This window comes from Streptomyces sp. NPDC056361, assembly GCF_042262805.1.
Taxonomy (GTDB): domain Bacteria; phylum Actinomycetota; class Actinomycetes; order Streptomycetales; family Streptomycetaceae; genus Streptomyces.
In genome coordinates, this window is the sequence record NZ_JBHJQI010000172.1 from 1 (window position 1) to 17,354 (window position 17,354).

At 71.7% G+C, this 17,354-nt stretch carries 17 protein-coding genes; 3 read left to right on the plus strand and 14 right to left on the minus strand.

Annotated elements, in window-relative coordinates:
• Window positions 1-41 precede the first annotated feature (41 nt).
• A complete protein-coding gene (locus ACFCY7_RS35445; RefSeq protein ID WP_376490191.1) occupies window positions 42-674 on the minus strand; it encodes a MerR family transcriptional regulator in 633 nt (210 codons plus the stop codon).
• A 140-nt stretch (window positions 675-814) separates the two neighbouring features.
• On the opposite strand from ACFCY7_RS35445, the gene ACFCY7_RS35450 reads away from it, so the two are divergent.
• The gene (locus ACFCY7_RS35450; RefSeq protein ID WP_376490192.1) at window positions 815-1,783 is read left to right on the plus strand and encodes a hypothetical protein; all 969 of its coding nucleotides are present in this window, start codon (window positions 815-817) and stop codon (window positions 1,781-1,783) included.
• Window positions 1,780-2,229 (plus strand): ABA4-like family protein, encoded by a 450-nt coding sequence (locus tag ACFCY7_RS35455; protein ID WP_376490193.1) that lies wholly within the window; start codon window positions 1,780-1,782, stop codon window positions 2,227-2,229. Before ACFCY7_RS35450 ends, ACFCY7_RS35455 begins: the two co-directional genes overlap by 4 nt.
• 183 nt (window positions 2,230-2,412) lie before the next feature.
• On the opposite strand, the gene ACFCY7_RS35460 is transcribed toward ACFCY7_RS35455, so the two are convergent.
• From ACFCY7_RS35460 to ACFCY7_RS35520, 13 genes are all read right to left on the minus strand, one after another.
• Window positions 2,413-3,801: a cytochrome P450 gene (locus tag ACFCY7_RS35460; RefSeq protein WP_376490194.1), complete on the minus strand. Its 1,389-nt coding sequence runs from the start codon at window positions 3,799-3,801 to the stop codon at window positions 2,413-2,415.
• A 247-nt stretch (window positions 3,802-4,048) separates the two neighbouring features.
• Window positions 4,049-6,874, minus strand: a complete 2,826-nt coding sequence (locus tag ACFCY7_RS35465; protein WP_376490195.1) for a DEAD/DEAH box helicase — start codon at window positions 6,872-6,874, stop codon at window positions 4,049-4,051.
• Between the two features lie 44 nt (window positions 6,875-6,918).
• Entirely contained in the window at window positions 6,919-7,866 is a 948-nt protein-coding gene (locus tag ACFCY7_RS35470; RefSeq protein ID WP_376490196.1) for a diacylglycerol kinase, read from the minus strand.
• A gap of 41 nt (window positions 7,867-7,907) precedes the next feature.
• Complete coding sequence (gene tatC / locus ACFCY7_RS35475) at window positions 7,908-8,810, minus strand: twin-arginine translocase subunit TatC (RefSeq protein ID WP_376490205.1); 903 nt, start codon at window positions 8,808-8,810, stop codon at window positions 7,908-7,910.
• A 104-nt stretch (window positions 8,811-8,914) separates the two neighbouring features.
• Window positions 8,915-9,202 carry a Sec-independent protein translocase subunit TatA gene (tatA, locus tag ACFCY7_RS35480; protein ID WP_362560481.1) on the minus strand — a complete coding sequence of 96 codons (288 nt, stop codon included), beginning with the start codon at window positions 9,200-9,202 and terminating at the stop codon, window positions 8,915-8,917.
• Window positions 9,203-9,388: 186 nt separating this feature from the next.
• Window positions 9,389-9,586: a hypothetical protein gene (locus ACFCY7_RS35485; protein ID WP_376490197.1), complete on the minus strand. Its 198-nt coding sequence runs from the start codon at window positions 9,584-9,586 to the stop codon at window positions 9,389-9,391.
• Window positions 9,587-9,600: 14 nt separating this feature from the next.
• Window positions 9,601-9,864: a hypothetical protein gene (locus ACFCY7_RS35490; protein ID WP_367820572.1), complete on the minus strand. Its 264-nt coding sequence runs from the start codon at window positions 9,862-9,864 to the stop codon at window positions 9,601-9,603.
• 52 nt (window positions 9,865-9,916) lie between these two features.
• A complete protein-coding gene (locus ACFCY7_RS35495; protein WP_376490198.1) occupies window positions 9,917-10,870 on the minus strand; it encodes a helix-turn-helix transcriptional regulator in 954 nt (317 codons plus the stop codon).
• Between the two features lie 16 nt (window positions 10,871-10,886).
• On the minus strand, window positions 10,887-11,843 hold the full coding sequence (locus tag ACFCY7_RS35500) for a helix-turn-helix transcriptional regulator (RefSeq protein ID WP_376490199.1): 957 nt from the start codon (window positions 11,841-11,843) through the stop codon (window positions 10,887-10,889).
• A gap of 141 nt (window positions 11,844-11,984) precedes the next feature.
• Window positions 11,985-12,365 carry an FKBP-type peptidyl-prolyl cis-trans isomerase gene (locus ACFCY7_RS35505; RefSeq protein ID WP_376490200.1) on the minus strand — a complete coding sequence of 127 codons (381 nt, stop codon included), beginning with the start codon at window positions 12,363-12,365 and terminating at the stop codon, window positions 11,985-11,987.
• 43 nt (window positions 12,366-12,408) lie between these two features.
• Entirely contained in the window at window positions 12,409-13,347 is a 939-nt protein-coding gene (locus ACFCY7_RS35510; protein WP_376490201.1) for an FKBP-type peptidyl-prolyl cis-trans isomerase, read from the minus strand.
• Between the two features lie 117 nt (window positions 13,348-13,464).
• Window positions 13,465-14,826, minus strand: a complete 1,362-nt coding sequence (gene pafA / locus ACFCY7_RS35515) for a Pup--protein ligase (protein WP_376490202.1) — start codon at window positions 14,824-14,826, stop codon at window positions 13,465-13,467.
• A gap of 69 nt (window positions 14,827-14,895) precedes the next feature.
• The gene (locus ACFCY7_RS35520) at window positions 14,896-16,167 is read right to left on the minus strand and encodes an MFS transporter (protein WP_376490203.1); all 1,272 of its coding nucleotides are present in this window, start codon (window positions 16,165-16,167) and stop codon (window positions 14,896-14,898) included.
• Between the two features lie 124 nt (window positions 16,168-16,291).
• On the opposite strand from ACFCY7_RS35520, the gene ACFCY7_RS35525 reads away from it, so the two are divergent.
• Window positions 16,292-17,311, plus strand: coding sequence for a LacI family DNA-binding transcriptional regulator (locus ACFCY7_RS35525; protein ID WP_376490204.1), 1,020 nt, complete (start codon window positions 16,292-16,294; stop codon window positions 17,309-17,311).
• Window positions 17,312-17,354 lie beyond the last annotated feature (43 nt).

Here is a 17,354-nt window from a genome sequence, read left to right on the forward strand (position 1 = left end):
CGCCCCGCCCCTTGCGCGTTCCGGCGACGGAGCCCGCCGCCCTACTTCGCCTCCCCGAAGACGCGCTCCGAAGCATCGACGTGGGCCATCCGCCGAAGGGCCGAGAAGATCGCGTCGCCGAGGACCGTGCCGACGACGGCGCTCTCCACCAGCTCCTCGCGGGCCACGTTGCGCGCGACGTAGTCGAGGTCCGCCCGCGCCACCTGCTCCGCGGCGTCCGCGTAGACGTCCAGGACATCGACGAACGCGCCGTGGCCGACCTCGTCGAGGGCCGCGAGCGCCGTCGCCAGCGACTGCGAGGCCGGGTTGTCCGGGACCGTGTTCCAGCCGCGCGCGGCGATCAACTCGTCGACCTTCCGCCGCGCGTCCTCCATTCCGGCGCCAGGCTCGCGGTCGTAGCGCGGCACCATGCGGCTGGCCGCCGCGCCGAGCACCCTGTGCACCGGCCTGTCGGTGTCGTCGACCGCCTCGATGACGCTGCGGATCCCCGCGACCGACAGTCCGCCCACGTCGAGGAGCGCCCGGATCAGGCGGAGGCGCTGTACATGCGTCTCCCCGTACGAGGCCTGGTTCGGGCTCGTCAACTCTCCGGCCGGCAGCAGTCCTTCCCGTACGTAGAACTTGATGGTCGGCACGGACACCCCGGTCCTGCGACTCAACTCTCCGATGCGCACCGCTTGTTCATCCTTCCGGTCTTTCCACGGCCTTGCCGACCGACGCCTCCATCATAGATAGTGGCGCTATCAGATAGCGGCTAGTGCCACTATCCATACATCAACTGCCCGTACTGTCACGGCTTTCCACGGGGGATCACATGTCCTTACTGCACCCGCTCGCCCGACTGCACCGACCGCTGGTCTGGTTCACCGCGTCGATGGCGGTCCTCGCGGTCGTCTCCGGCATCGGCCTGGTGGTCGACGACCGGATCCTGGTCGGCGTACCGATCTGGACCAAGCCGCTCAAGTTCTCGCTCTCGTTCATCGCGTACGGGCTCTCGCTCGCCTGGATGCTGTCGCTGCTCGCCCCGCTGCCGCGCGCCCACCGCATCGGCTGGTGGGCCGGCACGGTGGTCACCGTCGCCAGCGCCGTCGAGATGGCTCTGATCACCCTCCAGGTGGTCCGAGGCACCCAGAGCCACTTCAACCAGGCGACGCCCTTCGACAACGCCGTCTTCCAGGTCATGGGGGCCACCGTCGTCGTGCTGTGGCTGGGCGCCCTGACCATCGCGGTCCTGCTGCTGCGCGCCCGGATCCTCGACCGGGCCACCGCCTGGGCCGTCCGCCTGTCCTCGCTGATCGCCCTGGCGGGCGCCGCCGTCGGCTTCCTGATGGTCCCTCCGACCCCCGAGCAGCTCACGGTCGACGAGCCGCCGATCAGCGGCGCCCACAGCGTCGGCGTCCCCGACGGCGGTCCGTCGATGCCCCTGACGGGCTGGTCCACCACCGGCGGCGACCTGCGCATCCCGCACTTCTTCGGCATGCACGCGCTGCAGCTGCTCCCGCTCCTGCTGCTCGTCCTCGCCGCGCTCACCCCGCGCTTCGTCCGCCTCGCCGACGACCGCGTCCGCCTCCGGCTGACCCTCACCGCCGCCGGCGCCTACACCGCGACCTTCGTCCTCCTGACCTGGCAGGCCCTCCGCGGCCAGGCCCTCTTCTCGCCGGACGGCGCGACCCTGACCGCGGCGGCCGCGATCGCCCTGCTCACCGCGCTCGCCGCCACCCTGTCCCTGCGGGCCGCGGCCCCCTCCCCCGCACCGGCACCCTCCGAGGAGGTCCCGGCATGACCGGCTTCCTGTTCGAGCTGACCTTCCTCCTCGCGGCCCCGGTCTGGCTGCTCATGATCTTCGCCCCGCACTGGCGGACGACCGAGCGCATCGCCGCCTCCCCCCTGACCGTCCTCCCCCTCCTGGCCGTCTGGGCGGTGTTCGCCGTCCCCGTCTTCCCGGAGCTCTGGACCGCCGTCACCAGCCCCGACATCGACACCTTCCGCGACCTCACCACCCTGGCCGACGGCGCCGGCGCCCTCTGGGCCCAGGTCATCGCCTGGGACCTCCTCCTCGGCCAGTGGATCTACCGCGAGGCCCGCCGCCTCGCCGTCCCCCCACTCCTCATGGGCCCTGTCCTCCTCCTCACCATCCTCCTCTCCCCCCTCGGCCTCCCCCTGTTCCTCATCGTCCGCGCCCTCTGGACGAACCGCGCCGAGCGACGACCGGCCCCCACCCCGGCCTGACCGGCGCGGCCCCCGCCACGCGAGGGCCGCGCCCCCGTCCCCGGCCCGTCAGGCCGGGGTCCCCGGTGCCGGCGACGTCGTCGACGTAGGCGAGGAGGTTGCGGCAGAGGACCACGTCGAAGCCGCCGGCGGTGACGTCCTGCGGCAGGGTGAGCCCGACGACAGCCACCCGGCTCCGGTGCGTCAGCCCCGGGCGCGGACCGTGGCGTGGACGTCGCGGTCCGGTTGGAGGGTGAGGCTGGGGACCGGGCGGATGTCGTCGGTGGTGAGGTCGAGGTGGAAGCGGCGGGCGAGGACGGCGAGGACGAGGACGGCCTCGACGAGGGCGAAACGGGTGCCGAGGCAGACGCGGGGGCCGCCGCCGAAGGGGAACCAGGCGTACTCGGGTATCTGCTCGGTGGGTTCGCCGTCCTCGGTGGTGAGCCAGCGCTCGGGGCGGAAGGCGTCGGCGTCGCCGTACCAGCGGGGGTCGCGGTGGGTGGCCCACTGGCTGGACCAGACGCGGGTGCCGGTGGGGACGGGGGCGCCGCCGAGGGTGGCGCCCTCCTTGGCGATGCCGGTGATGAGCCAGATCGTCGGGTAGAGGCGGAGGGTCTCCTTGATGACGGCCTGGGTGTACGTCAGCGAGGCGTAGTCGTCGTAGCCGGGTTCGTGGTCGGCGAGGACCCGGTCGAGTTCCTCGGCGAGGGCGTCGCGGACCCGGGGGTTGCGGGAGAGCAGGTACCAGGCCCAGACGAGGGTGGAGCTGGTGGTCTCGTGGCCGCCGATGTAGAGGGTGACGGTCTCGTCGCGGATCTCCCGGTCGGTGAGGCGGGCGCCGGTCTCGTCCCGGGCGGCGAGGAGGCGGCTGAGGAGGTCGGGGCGCTCGGTGTCGCCGTCGCGGTGGCGGGAGACGACGCGGGAGACCTCGGCGTCGATGACGGCGGTGGCGCGCTTGATGCGGGCGCGTCCGGGGGTGGGGATCCAGTCGGGGAGTACGGCTCCGATGCCGCTGAACTCGGCGCCGATCTCCTTCTGCGCGATGTCCATGGCCCGGCCGATGGACTCGGCGTCCGCCGCGGTGTCGACTCCGAAGATGGTGCGGACGGCGACGAGTTGGGTGAGGGCGGCCATCTCCTTCTTGATGTCGATGTGCTGCCCGTCGGTCCATCGGTCGGCGAGGGCGACGGCGCACTCGGTCATCGTCGCGGCGTAGGAGCGGACCTGCTTGGGGCGGACGGAGGGCTGGACCAGGGAGCGCTTGCGTCGCCAGTCGGCACCCTTGGCGACGACCACGCCGTTGCCGAGGAGGGTGCGGAAGGCGATGCCGAGGTCGGGCTGGTCGAAGGTGTGCTCGACCTCGGTGAGGAGTTCGCCGATGGCGTCGGGGTGGGCGATGAAGAGGGCGGGGCCGCGACCGAAGCGCCAGCGGACGAAGTCCCCGCGCTCCCTGAGCTGTTCGAAGAAGGCGAGCGGGTCCTTGCCGAAGGCGGGCAGGTTGCCGAGGAGCGGCACCCCCCGGGGGCCCTCGGCGATGGTCGCGGTCGGCTGCGTCGCGCGCGTCCCGGCGTCGGGACCGGCTTGCCTGGTCACGTACGTCCCCTCCCCAACTCACTGTCCGTGTGTACGAGTCCATGCAAGCGGAAGGGTCCTCCCCCGCGCCAGCCCTGTGGACGACGACCTGTGGACAACCGTCCGCGGGCGGCACGCCGGGGGCGCCGAAGAGGGTGCGCCGACCGAAGGGCGCGAAGGAGACACCGAAGGGAGTACGACAGGGACGGAGACGCCGAAGGGGCCCGCGGCGCGCACGCCACGGGCCCCTTCGGGAACTGTCGGGCCGTCAGCCCACCGAGCTGTAGGCGACGACACCGCGGAGCAGCGAGTCCACGGCCTTGCGGGCGTTCTTCGCGACGGTGCTGTTCTCCTTGGGCGCGGCCGCGGCGATCTGCCCGAGGACGTCGATGACCTGCTTGCACCAGCGGACGAAGTCGCCGGCGGGCATCTCGGCCTCGCGGAGGACCTCGTCGAGGCTCTTGTCGGAGGCCCACTGGTAGGCGGCCCAGGCGAAGCCGAGGTCGGGTTCGCGCTGGCCGACGCCCTCGGCCTGGTTGATCTTGAATTCCTCTTCGAGGGCGTCGAGGCGGCCCCAGATGCGGACCATCTCGCCGAGCGCCGCCTTGGCGTTGCCGGTCGGCAGCTTGGGCGCGACGGCGTCGTCGGCCTGGCGCGACTCGAACACCAACGCGGAGACGCAGGCGGCGAGTTCGGCCGGGGTGAGGCCCTCCCAGACCCGGTCCCTGAGGCATTCGGAGGCCAGCAGGTCGAGTTCGCCGTAGAGCCGGGCGAGCCGCTTGCCGTTGTCGGTGACGTCGTCGCCGCGCAGGTAGTCGAGTTCGGTGAGGAGCGCGACGATCCGGTCGAAGGTGCGGGCGATGGTGTTGGTGCGGCCCTCGATGCGCCGCTCCAGCTGCTGGGTGTCGCGCTGGAGGCGGTGGTAGCGCTCGGCCCAGCGGGCGTGGTCCTCGCGCTCGTCGCAGCCGTGGCAGGGGTGGGCGCGGAGCTCGGTGCGCAGGCGGGCGATCTCGCGGTCGTCGGCGGCGGCGGAGCGCTGCTTGTGGTGGCGCTCGGGGTTGATGTGTCCGGCCTTGCTGCGCAGGGCGGAGGCGAGGTCGCGACGGGACTGCGGGGAGCGGGGGTTGAAGGTCTTGGGGATCCTCATCCGCTCCAGCGCCTCGACGGGCACGGGGAAGTCGATGGAGGCGAGCCTCTTGACCTGCCGCTCGGCGGTGAGCACCAGGGGGCGCGGGCCGTCGTGGTACTCGAAGCCGCGGTGGCCGTTGGTGCGGCCCGCCGGGATGCCGGGGTCGAGGACGAGGGCGAGGCCGGCGAACTTGCCGGTCGGCACGTGGATGATGTCGCCGGGCTTGAGCTTCTCCAGCGAGCCGGCGGCCTGGGCACGGCGCTGCGCGGCGCCCTGCCGGGCCAGTTCGGTCTCGCGGTCCTTGAGGTCGCGGCGGAGCCGCGCGTACTCCTCGAAGTCGCCGAGGTGGCAGGTCATGCCCTCGCGGTAGCCCTCGAGTCCCTCCTCGTTCTTCTGCACCTGCCGGGAGATGCCGACGACGGAGCGGTCGGCCTGGAACTGGGCGAAGGAGGTTTCGAGGAGTTCGCGGGAGCGGTGCCGGCCGAACTGGTCGACGAGGTTGACCGCCATGTTGTACGAGGGCCGGAAGCTGGAGCGCAGGGGGTAGGTGCGCGTGCCGGCGAGTCCGGCGAGGTGGCCGGGGTCGAGGCCGCGCTGCCAGAGCACGACGGCGTGGCCCTCGACGTCGATGCCGCGACGGCCGGCGCGGCCGGTGAGCTGGGTGTACTCGCCGGGGGTGATGTCGGCGTGCTGCTCGCCGTTCCACTTGACGAGCTTCTCGAGGACGACGGACCGCGCGGGCATGTTGATGCCGAGGGCGAGGGTCTCGGTCGCGAAGACGGCCTTGACGAGCCCGCGGACGAAGAGCTCCTCGACGACTTCCTTGAAGGTGGGGAGCATGCCGGCGTGGTGGGCGGCGATGCCCCGCTCCAGGGCTTCGAGCCACTCGTAGTAGCCGAGGACGTGGAGGTCCTCGGCGGGGATGGCGGCGGTGCGCTCCTCGACGATCTCGCGGACGCGCAGGCGTCCCTCGTCGTTGTTGAGGCGCAGTCCGGCGTACAGGCACTGCTGGACGGCGGCCTCGCAGCCGGCGCGGCTGAAGATGAAGGTGATGGCGGGCAGCAGTCCCTCGGCGTCGAGGCGCTCGATGACCTCGGGGCGGCCGGGGGTCCAGATGCGGGAGCGCTGGCGGCGCTCGCGCTCGCGGTCGGCCTCGCGGACCATCTTGCCGCGGCGCCGGTCGCGCGGGTTGTACGCCGTGTTCTCGGTGCGGGCGAGGCGCATGAGGTCGGGGTTGACCTCGCGGCGGGCGGAGCCGCGGCCGCCGTGGTCGGTCTCCTCCTCGAAGAGGTCGTACATCCGGCGTCCGGCGAGGACGTGCTGCCACAGCGGTACGGGGCGGCTCTCGGAGACGATGACCTCGGTGTCGCCGCGGACGGTGTCGAGCCAGTCGCCGAACTCCTCGGCGTTGGAGACGGTCGCGGAGAGTGAGACGAGGGTGACGGATTCGGGGAGGTGGATGATCACTTCCTCCCAGACCGCGCCGCGGAAGCGGTCGGAGAGGTAGTGGACCTCGTCCATGACGACGTATCCGAGGCCGGAGAGGGCCTGGGATCCGGCGTAGAGCATGTTGCGGAGGACTTCGGTGGTCATGACGACGATCGGCGCGTCGCCGTTGACACTGTTGTCGCCGGTGAGGAGGCCGACCTTGTCGGCGCCGTACCGCTTGACGAGGTCGGCGTACTTCTGGTTCGACAGCGCCTTGATGGGCGTCGTGTAGAAGCACTTGCGGCCCTGGGTGAGGGCGAGGTGGACGGCGAACTCGCCGACGATGGTCTTGCCGGAGCCCGTGGGCGCGGCGACGAGCACGCCCTTGCCCGCTTCGAGTGCCTTGCACGCCTCGATCTGGAAGGGGTCCAGACCGAACTCGTACAGCTCGCGGAAGGGTGCCAGTGCGGTGCGCTGCTCGGCGTTGCGGGCGCGAGCGGCCGCGTACGCCTCGGCTGGTGTGAGGTCCTCTGTCATCTTGTCGTCGAGCCTACCCGCCACCTGTGACAGTGACGCGATCTTTATCGAGGGGATGCGGAGGGCTCGGTTCCAGGGGGTGTGGGCTCGGTGGGCGCGAGGACCCGCAGGGCGTTCGGGACGCACTCCACGGCGAGCGGCAGCGGGCCGAGCGGCTCGCCGTCGGCGTAACCGGTGGTGTCCGGGGCGTCGAGGGTGAGGGAGCGGACGCGGTGGGTGGTGACCTTGGGGTGGTCGAGGTGCGTGCCCTTGTAAACCCGGGGGAAGACCTTGAGGAGGGTGGTGCGGTCGCAGTCTCCGACGACGGTGACGTCGAGGAGTCCGTCGTCGGTGCGCGCGTCGGCGCAGATCCGCATGCCTCCGCCGTAGGAGCTGCCGTTGCCGACGGCGACGAGGGTGGCGTCGGTCTCCAGGACGCGCCCGTCGTCCAGGGTCAGGCGGTACGGGACGGGCCGGAAGGCGGCGAGCTCGGCGAGGATCGCGAGGTCGTACTTGAAGCGGCCGGCGGGGAGGCGCATCCGGTTGCCGCGGTCGTTGACCCGGGAGTCGAATCCGGAGGCGAGCACGGTGCCGTACCAGCGGGTGCGCGTCCCGCTCGTCACGCGTCCGAGGTCCATCGCGCGGGCCCCCGCGCCGTTCAGGATCCCGGCGGCGAGGCGGGCCGCGGCGGCCGGGTCGCGGACGGGCAGGCCGAGGGTGCGGGCGAAGTCGTTGCCGGTGCCGGCGGCGATGACGCCGAGCGGGGTGCGGGTGCCGGCGACGACCTGGAGGGCGAGGGAGATCATTCCGTCGCCGCCGACGGCGACGAGGGCTCCGGTGCCGTCGGCGACGGCCTCGCGCGCGCGTGCCAGGGCGTCGGCCACGTCGAGCCCGAGGACGGTGCGGACGGAGAACCCCGCGTCCCTGAGCACCCGCGCGGCGGGCTGGGCGGCATCGGCCCCGCGGCCGCGGCCCGCGGCGGGATTGACGAAGAGGGTGATGTCGCTGGTCATTGGGGGTCCCCCCGGACGGAGTCTGGGGGGACCCTACAAGATCAGGTGATGTCGTCGTAACCGTTGAGCCGCTGCGCGGTGGTTCCGCCGTGCTCGCCGGTGGCCTGCTCGGGCAGGGCGCGGGTGGCGGCGACGGGCTCGACGGCGCCGACGGCCTGGGGCGTCAGGTCGAGCGAGGAGGCCTCGTCGTCGTCGAGCTCGGCGTCGGGGTTGCCGCGCCGGCGCCGTCGGTCGTTGAGGAGGGAGAAGCCCACGGCCCCGAAGTACAGGATCGTGATCGGCCCGGCGAGGGCGATCATGCCGACCGGGTCGGTGGTCGGGGTGATGACGGCGCCGAAGACGAAGACGCCCATGATCACACCGCGCCACCAGCCGGCCATGCGGCGACCGGTGAGGACACCGGTGAGGTTCAGCATCACCAGGACGAGGGGGAGCTCGAAGGCGAGGCCGAAGACGAGCACCATGCGCAGCGTGAAGTCGAGGACGTCGTTGAGCGACAGGATGTTCGCGGAGCCGCTGGGCGTGAGGCTGATGAGGACCTTCACGCTGACGGGCAGGATGAGGTACGCGAGGTACGCGCCCGCGGCGAAGAGCGGCACGGCCGCGCCGACGAAGGCGTACGTGTACTTCTTCTCGTTCTTGTGCAGCCCGGGCGCGACGAACGCCCACAGCTGGTAGAGCCAGACCGGGCTCGCGACGACGAGGCCCGCCGTCAGCGACAGCTGGATCGTCGTGCTGAAGGGAGCCATCAGCGTGTTGAAGGAGACGATCGCGCAGTTGCCGCCGTCGCTGGTGACACCCGGAGCGCAGGTGGGCACCGACTTCGTGAGGAACTGCATCAGCTCCTCGCTGTAGACGAGGGCGACGATCGTCACCGCCGAGATGGCGAGGAGGCCCTTCGCCAGGCGGTTGCGGAGTTCACGCAGGTGCTCCACGAGGGGCATCCGGCCCTCGGGATCCTTCTCCTGCTTGGGGGCAGACTTGGGCAACCCAGGTCCTCATCTCGTGCGGCAGCCGCCGCCCGGTGCGGCGGCTGCGGCGGACCGGGTCAGCGCTTGGTGGTGTCCGAGGGCTCGGCCACGGGGCGCGAGCTGGTCACGTCGCCGGGAGCGGCCTGGATGGTGCGCGGCGCGGGCTCCTGCGTCCCGGTGCCCGCGTGCGGCGGGTCGGCGGGGGCGCTCTGCTGGTCGTCCGACTTCATCGCCTTCGCCTCGCTCTTGAGGATGCGAGCCGACTTGCCCAGCGAGCGGGCCATGTCCGGAAGCTTCTTGGCGCCGAACAGGAGGATGATCACGACGAGGATCAGAATGATCTCGGTGGGGCCGAGCCTACCCATAGCGTTTACCTTCTTCACCGAGGCGACATGGAGTGCGGGCGCCCGGCGGGTCGGACATCTGTCCGGCCACCGCGCTGCCTGCGATCGTAACCCGCAGGAGTAAACGCAGGGCAATGCCCTTGCATACTCCCGATTTCGTGGCACGAGCCCGGATGTGGACCCTTTCACGCAGGGTACGGCACGGTCTCAGCGCAGCGACTCGCCGGTTCGGGCCAGTCCCACGGCGGCCGTTTCCAGCTCCCCGGCCGCTCGGCTGATCTGCTCTGTGGTGTGCGCCACTTGTCGGCCGAGGCGCTGCACTTCGAGGAATACCTTGATGCCGAGGACGCCGAGGACGGCGATCCCGAGGAAGCCGAGGGCGATGGCGAGCATGGGCCAGAACATGTGCGTGAGCCTACTCAGACGGTCGTGTGGAGCCGCAGGGTGCGCACGCCGCCGCCGGTGAGGAGTTCGACGATGCGCTCGCCGGCGGGCTTGCGGACGGCGCTGCCGCACTCGGGGCAGGTGAACGAGTAGAAGGTCGTGCGGCGGCTGGCGCCGATGGCCAGGCGCAGGGCGCTCGCGGAGAGTTCGAAGCGGGAGCGGCAGTCGGGGCAGGCGGCCTTGAAGAGGACCGGGGCGATCGTCGCCGTGAGACCGTGCATCGCGGACACTTCCCTCATCTCTCTCTGGACCTTCGGTACGTCAGTAACAGCGTCGCGGGCGCGAGGACCGTCACACTCCCTCGTACGCGGCGAGCGCGGCGGCGGCCGCCGTCCTGGCGCTGTCGGCGAGCTCGGCCGGCGCGACGATCCGCCCGTCGCTGCCCAGCCGGAGCGCGAGCCTGCGCAGCGAGGCGGGGTCGGGCGTGCGCAGCGTGATCCGCAGTCCGCCGTCGGGCAGCTCGTCGGCCCGGTCGTGCGGGTAGTACTCGGCGACCCAGCGGCCGCCCGGTCCCACCTCGACCACGACCTCCGGGTCGTCGGCGGAGGGATGCACGAGGCCCTCGGAGAGGTCGCGCAGTTCCAGCTCCGGCGGCGCGGCGTGCTCGTCGAGGATGCGGATCTCCACGACGCGGTCGAGCCGGAAGGTGCGGCGCGCCTCGGAGAGCCGGCACCACGCCTCCATGTACGTGTGGCCGACGGCGAAGAGCCGGATCGGGTCGACCTCGCGTTCGGTGAGCTCGTCGCGCGCGGGCGAGTAGTAGCGCACCCAGAGGCGCCGGCGCTCGGAGATGGCCCGGTCGACCTCGGCGAAGACGCCGCCCTCGGACTCGAAGGTGACCGAGAGCCGGGAGCTGGCCCCGGCGGCCTCGCCCGCCGCGGCCTCCAGCTTGGCGGTGGCGCGCAGCAGCGCCTCCCGGTCGCTCTCGCGGAGCCCGGGCAGGGTGGCGACGGCGCGGGCGGCGACGAGGAGTGCGGTCGCCTCGTCGGCGGCGAGCCGCAGCGGCGCCGCCACGTCGTCGGGGTTGTGCCACCAGATCCGGTCGCCGTCGGTGTCGATGTCGAGGAGGTCTCCGCCGCGGAAGCTGGTGCCGCACATGGGCAGCACGTCCAGGTCGGAGATCAGCTCGTCCTCGGTGATCCCGAAGGCGCGCGCGACGTCGGCGACGTGGGCGCCGGGGCGCTCGCGGAGGTAGGTGACCAGGGAGAGCATCCGCCTCGTCTGGTCGATCGCGTTGGCAGCCATGCGGTTCGTCTCCCCCTCAGCCCTTGGCCACGGCGCGCAGCCGGTCCATCACATCGGCCCGCAGATCGGCGGGTTCCCTGACGACGACGTCGGGACCGAACTCGACCAGCCAGGCGTCGAGCCCGTGGCCGTACGGGATCTCCAGCTCGTCCCACCCGTCGGCGCCCTCCTGTACGGACAGGGCGCGGGCGCGCAGCGGGTAGCCGCAGCCGGCGCGGAGCCGGATGCGGGCGGTGCGGGTCGCGGTCTCGCCCGCCCAGCTCTCGACGGTCTCCCGGACGGTGACGACGTCGGGCACGGGCGCGGTGAAGGCGCCGGCCCGGGAGCGGACCTTGCCGGTGATCCGGGAGAGGCGGAAGACGCGCTCGGCGCCGCGGTCGCGGTCCCAGCCGGCGAGGTACCAGTGGCCGCGCCAGCATTCGAGGGTCCAGGGCTCGACCTGGCGGGTCTCGGGGCGGGCGGCGTTGGCCTTGCGGTAGTCGAAGACGACGGGGCGGCGGTCGCGGCAGGCCAGCATGAGCGGCTCGAAGGCGGCCTCGTGGACCGGGATGCGGGGTTCGAGGGCGCTGGGCTGGGTCTCGTACGAGTCCTCCGCCTCCGGCATGCCGGCGGCGCGGAGCTTCTGGAGGGCGCCGCTGGCGGCCCCGGCGAGGCGGGCCTGCTGCCAGACCTTGGCGGCGAGGCCGAGCGCGGCGGCCTCCTCGGCGTCGAGGGTGATGGGCGGCAGCCGGTTGGAGTCGCGGCGGGCGAGGTAGCCGGTCTCGCCCTCCAGGTTCTCGACCGTCTCGATGACGAGGCCGAGCTCACGCAGGTCGTCCTTGTCGCGCTCGAACATGCGGTTGAAGGCGTCGTCACCGGAGGCTTCGAGGTAGGCCTCGATGGAGCCACGGAGTTCACGCTTGCTCAGCGGGCGGCGCGTCCCGAGCAGGCACAGCGCGAGATTCATCAGCCGCTCGGACTTGGCAATCGCCATCGACGCCCTGCACCTCTTCCGCGGATTCACTTCTCGGACGTCCGACCGTACCGCCCCGGAGTGTCGCGGCCAAAGCCGAGGGCCCCCGCCACGGATGGCGGGGGCCCCTGAGCGACCTGGAGCGGTCGCGGTGCGCGCGGGTCAGCGCTTCTTCACGGCCACGAGGTCGCAGACGAAGATCAGCGTCTCGCCCGGGGCGATCGCGCTGCCGGCGCCGCGGTCGCCGTAGGCGAGGTGCGCGGGGATGATCAGCTGGCGGCGACCGCCGACCTTCATGCCCTGGATGCCCTGGTCCCAGCCCTGGATGACCTGACCGGCGCCCAGGTTGAAGTCGAGCGCGCTCCCGCGGTTCCAGGAGGCGTCGAACTCCTCACCGGTGGAGAAGGCCACGCCCACGTAGTGGACCTTGACGAAGTCACCGGCGGCGGCGACCTCGCCGTCGCCCTCCCAGAGGTCCTTGATCTCCAGGTCCTTCGGCGGCTCGCCGCCCGGGAAGTCGATCTCGGGCTTCTCGATGCTCACTGAACTGCTCCTCATACTGATGAACTGCGCGATCGGGACAGTCTTACATCTTCGTCAGGATGTCCACGGCGAAGACCAGCGTGGAGTTCTTCGGAATGCCCTGCTTCTCCTCGTTGCCGAACGCCTCGGACGGCGGGGCGACGATGAGGACGCGGCTGCCGATCTTCTTGCCGACGAGACCGTTCTTGAGGCCCTTCAGCGTGAGCTGCTCGAGCGGGAAGTTCGCGGGCTTGCCGGTGGTGTAGGTCGAGTCGAAGACCTTGCCGTCCTTCCAGAGGGCGGCGACGTAGTTCACGACGACCGTGTCGGTGGCCTTGACGGCCTCGCCGTTCGCCTCCAGCACGTAGTTCGACACGAGCTTGGTCGGCGGGTCGGTCTTCGGGACCGTCAGCGAGGGGGCCTTGCCGTCGGTGTTGGTGCCGACCTTCGGCAGGTCCTTGTCGTCCTGGGCGACCGGGGTGCCCGTGGCGGACTTCGGGATGGTGACGGCCTTCAGGATGTCCACGACGAAGACGAGGGTGGCGTTGGGCTTGATGTCGCCCTGGCCCTGCGCGCCGTAGCCGAGCTCCGGCGGGATCCCGATCTCGATGCGGCTGCCGACCTTCTGGCCCTCGAGGCCCTGGTCCCAGCCCTTGATGACCTGACCGGCGCCCAGCGTCAGGTCGAACGGCTGGCCGCGGTCGAAGCTGTTGTCGAAGGGGGTGGTCGAGTCCCAGGCCTGGCCCAGGTAGTTCACCTGGAGCGCGTCGCCCTTCTTCGTCACCGCACCCTTGCCCTCGCTGATGACGTTGACCTTCAGTTCCTTGGGCGGGTCGCCCTCGCCCTTGGCGAGGGTCGGCTTCTCCCCGAACTTCTCCCCCGCGGTGATGGCGGGCAGCCCGTTCTTCATCGAGGCGGAATCGGAGCCCTTGTCGTCGCTGCCGCACGCCGCTGTAGAGAGCAGCAGCAGCGGGACGACGAGAAGGCCGGCAAGTCGGCGCACGTGTTCCTCAGATCTCAGACGGCACAGTAGTTGTGCCGACACTCTAGGGGACCCTCCTCTCGGCGGGAGGGCCCCGCACGTGAAACGTGCGGGGCCCCGGGCGCGTACGACCTGGTCTTACATACCGGCGATCAGCTTTTCCACCCGGTCGTCGACGGAGCGGAACGGGTCCTTGCACAACACGGTGCGCTGCGCCTGGTCGTTCAGCTTGAGGTGCACCCAGTCGACGGTGAAGTCCCGACGCTGCTCCTGGGCGCGGCGGATGAAGTCGCCGCGGAGCCGGGCCCGAGTGGTCTGCGGGGGCACCGACTTGCCCTCGAAGATCTTCAGGTCGTTGCAGATCCGCGCCGCCTGCCCGTTCTTCTGGAGCAGGTAGTAGAGCCCACGACGGCGGTGGATGTCGTGGTAGGCGAGGTCTATCTGCGCGACCCTCGGGTTCGACATGGTCATGTTGTGCTTGGCCCGGTAGCGCTCGATGAGCCGGTGCTTCATGACCCAGTCGATCTCGGTGTCGATGCGGTCGAGCTGCTCGCTCTCGATCGCGTCGAGCGTACGGCCCCACAGCTCGAGGACCTGGGCGACGGTGCCGGAGCGGATGCCGCGCCGGTCGACGAAGTCGACGGCCTTCTCGTAGTACTCGCGCTGGACCTCCAGGGCGGAGGCCTCGCGGCCGCTGGCGAGGCGGACCTTGCGCTGGCCGGTGATGTCGTGGCTGACCTCGCGGATCGCCCTGATGGGGTTCTCCAGGGTCAGGTCGCGCATCACGGTGCCGGCCTCGATCATGCGCAGCACCAGGTCGGTGGCGCCGACCTTGAGCAGCATGGTCGTCTCCGACATGTTCGAGTCGCCGACGATGACGTGGAGCCGGCGGTAGCGCTCGGCGTCGGCGTGCGGCTCGTCCCGGGTGTTGATGATGGGCCGTGAGCGGGTGGTCGCGGAGCTGACGCCCTCCCAGATGTGCTCGGCACGCTGGGAGACGCAGAAGACCGCGCCCCGCGGGGTCTGGAGGACCTTTCCCGCGCCGCAGATCAGCTGCCGCGTGACGAGGAAGGGAATCAGGATGTCCGCCAGCCGGGAGAACTCGCCGTGGCGGGCGACGAGATAGTTCTCGTGGCAGCCGTAGGAGTTTCCCGCCGAGTCGGTGTTGTTCTTGAAGAGGTAGACGTCGCCGGCGATTCCCTCCTCGTGCAGGCGGCGTTCGGCGTCGACGAGAAGGCCTTCGAGAATGCGCTCGCCGGCCTTGTCGTGGGTGACCAGTTCGGTCACGTTGTCGCATTCCGGTGTGGCGTATTCCGGATGCGATCCCACGTCGAGGTACAGGCGGGCGCCGTTCCGCAGGAAGACATTGCTGCTGCGGCCCCATGACACGACACGGCGGAAGAGGTAGCGCGCCACTTCGTCAGGAGACAGTCGGCGCTGTCCCCTGAACGTGCACGTGACGCCGTACTCGTTCTCCAGCCCGAAAATGCGGCGGTCCATGTCTGAACATTACGCCTGACGGCCTGTGCTGAAACCGGGTTGGCCGTTCCCGTTTCGATCATTTTCCGATCAGCGTGCGTTCTTTTCGGTGTGTACGGCGGTGGGGACCGTCTCGCCGACGGCGTGTCGCGCGGTGTCGCCGGGCATGTCGGGCGCGGCGAGGACACGGCCGGTGGCGAGGAGGACGAGGAGGGCGACGAGACCGCCCGCGCCGGCGACGGCGAACCCTGCCACGGTCCCGGCCAGTTCGACCGCGGGTCCGGCGACGGCGGAGCCGAGGGCCGCGCCGACGCCGAACGTCGTGACGAGCCAGGAGAAGGCCTCCGTGACGGTGCCGCGCGGGGCGTGCCGGTCGACCACGATGAAGGCGCAGGCGAGGACGGGGGCGAGGAAGACCCCGGAGAGGACCGAGAGTGCGGTCATGGCGACGGGTCCGGGCGTGAGCATGAGCGGCAGGTAGCAGACCGCGAGCAGCAGGACGAGGACCCTCAGCCGTCGTTCGGGGGTGCCCGCCCAGGGCCGCGCGCCGTAGACGGTGCCGCCGACGAGGGCGCCGAGTCCGAGGGCGGCCATCAGCCAGCCGTAGGCGGAGGGGGTGCCGCGGTCGTCGGCGTAGGCGACGGCGGCGACGGTGATGGAGCCGAGGGCGAGGCCGACGAAGAAGAAGGAGCCGAGGAGGGCGAGCAGCCCGGGCGAGCGCAGGGCGCCCAGCCAGTGGGCCTCCCGGGTGGCGGAGCGCCAGGCGCGGGACGGCTCGGAGAGCACGACGGCGAGGGCGCCGAGGATGCCGAGGACGTTGATGACGAGGAGGGCGGCGGCGGGCGACCACACGGCGACGAGGAGCGTCACGAGCAGCGGGCCGACGGTGAACATGACCTCCTGGGCGACGGCGTCGAGGGCGTACGCCCGGTGCACCCGGTCCTCGCGGCCCAGGACGCTCGGCCACAGGGCCCGCAGTCCGCCTTCCAGGGGCGGGGTGAAGAGCCCGGCGACGACGACGGCCGCGTAGGCGAGGGCGAGGTGGCCGATGCCGGTGAAGGCGAAGAGGACCATGCCGAGCGCCGAGAGGACGGCGGCGGGCAGCTGGACGCGGGGCTGGCCCTTGAGGTCGACGGCCCGGCCGAGGAGCGGCTGCCCGACGGCGTTGGCGAGGCCGTAGGCGGCGATCAGGCCGCCGGCCAGGGTGTAGCTGCCGCCCTGGTCCCGGACGAACAGGGTCATGGCGATGGGGCCGGTGCCGTTGGGCAGCCGTCCGACGAGGGTCCCGGTGAGCAGGCGGGCGGCGTGCGGTGCCCGGAGTATGTCGAGATAGCCGCCGTGCGCGGGGGCCTCGGTGGCCATGTCGGTCTCCCCTCACCTCGGATCCCGACCGAGGTTTTACGTATAACTTCAGGAGTCATACGTACCATGTCGGCAGTACGCGGGTCCACCCCGCGCCCAGGGACCGTCCGACGCGGAGGCTTGTGTGCAGACCCCGGAGCCGCTCGGCGGCACGCGCCCGACCAGCCGGGACGTCGCCCGTACCGCGGGCGTCTCGCAGGCCACCGTCTCCCTCGTGCTCGGCGAGAAGTGGCGCGGCCGCGTCTCCGAGCGCACCGCGGAGGCCGTGCGGGCGGCCGCCCGGGACCTCGGCTACCGGCCCAACCTCGCCGCTCGCAACCTCCGGCTCGGCCGCACCCGCACCGCCATGCTCGTCGTGCCGGCCCTCACCAACGAGTTCTTCGCCCACGTCCACACGGGCGCGGCCCTCGCCGCGGCGCGACACGGCTTCGGCGTCGTGCTCTACCCCTCCCCCGACGGCGTCGGGCCCGCCCGCGACCCCTTCGCCTCGGCCCAGGCCGCCCTGGACGGCGTCATCGCCTCCTCCATGGCCGCCGACGCCCTCAAGGCCTTCCGGGGCAGCGACCTGCCCCTCGTCATGCTCGACAGCGACCCGTCCGACCCCGGCGCCTCGGCGCACCTGAACCTCGACGTCGCCGACGGCATGCGGCGGGTGACCGACCACCTGCTCGGCCTCGGGCACCGCCGGTTCCTGCACCTGGCGTCCGCCGTCCCGTCCTGGACCTTCGACGTCCGCGCCGCGGCCCTCGCCGACGCCCTGCGCGGCACGGAGCTGCGCACCGTGCGCTCCTCGCTGAACGTCGCCGACGCGCGGTCGGCCGCCCACAGCGCACTCGGCGACCCCGGCCTCCGGCCCACCGCGGTGGTCTGCGACGACGACATCCTCGCGGTCGGCGTCCTCAAGGCCGCCCGCCGGCTCGGACTGCGCGTACCCGAGGACCTGTCGATCACCGGCTTCGACGACCTGGCCCTCGCCACCGCGGTGGAACCCGAGCTCACCACGGTCCGGCTCCCCGCCGAGGAGTTCGGCAGCCGGGGCATGGAGGCGCTCCTCGCCGTTCTCGCGGGCGAGACGCCCCCGCCGGTCACCCTGCCCGTGACCCTCGTCCAGCGCGGCTCCACCGGCCCCGTACCGGCCCTCTGAGGCCGGAAACGCCGGAGGGGCCCCGGTCCGTGCGGACCGGGGC